This is a genomic window from Bartonella vinsonii subsp. berkhoffii ATCC 51672 (assembly GCF_902825225.1).
Taxonomy (GTDB): domain Bacteria; phylum Pseudomonadota; class Alphaproteobacteria; order Rhizobiales; family Rhizobiaceae; genus Bartonella; species Bartonella berkhoffii.
In genome coordinates this window covers 1-721 of the sequence record NZ_CADEAK010000084.1, presented here as the reverse complement: position 1 = coordinate 721, position 721 = coordinate 1, and the positions used below count along the sequence as shown (strand labels likewise).

The window sequence follows — 721 nt, the reverse complement described above, 5'->3', positions numbered from 1 at the left end:
GGGGTAATGATTTCTTGGACGACTTATGCGGTATGGACGAGAACAAAGATCAAGTGATTGCAGATCAGGCAATTGCTCGAGCACTTGAGCAAGCAAGCGGTGAGATTGATGTGCATCTGTCTCATCGTTACTGCGTCCCCATTGCTGGACAGCCAACAGCTCTTGGCATGATCTGTGTTAATATTGCTGTTTATAATTTAGCCATACGCCATACGGCACTGACCACAACCATTGAAGATCGTTACAAACAGGCGATTGATCTCTTGAAACGCATTGCAGAAGGCAAAGCAGGTTTGGGTGTGGATGAACCTAAAATTATAAGCGAAGATGGTCCCGTGCGTGATGGGGCTTTTTTCCATGCCAAACCGCGTTTGATGGGAAGGTAACATGTCTGTTTCAACCCATATTGAGATTTACGAGACAGGGCTTGAAGCGGCTTTAGCCTTTTTACAAAAGGGAGCCGATACCTCTATGGGAGCCTTGGCACAAGGGGTTGGACGTTTGCTTCAAGAGAGTACAAGGCGGCGGATTCAAAGTGAAAAAACTTCTCCTCAAGGAGAGAAGTGGAAAAACAATTATGCCCGCACATCCACCCTTTATGCCAGTGGAGCGCTTTCACGCTCCATTGATATGGTGGCATCACCAGAAAAAGTCATTATTGGGAGTGGATTGGTTTATGCGCGTATTCACCAATTGGGTGGGGTTATACGCCCTAAAAATG

General features: G+C 46.5%; 2 protein-coding genes. Both read left to right on the top strand.

Annotation, left to right across the window (positions count from 1 at the left end):
- Positions 1-386 (top strand): DUF1320 domain-containing protein (locus tag J7R10_RS08360; RefSeq protein ID WP_208436453.1); only part of this gene is annotated, 386 nt, incomplete at its 5' end.
- Between the two features lies 1 nt (position 387).
- Positions 388-721: phage virion morphogenesis family protein (locus J7R10_RS08355; protein WP_208436452.1), on the top strand; the 334-nt coding region annotated here is incomplete at its 3' end.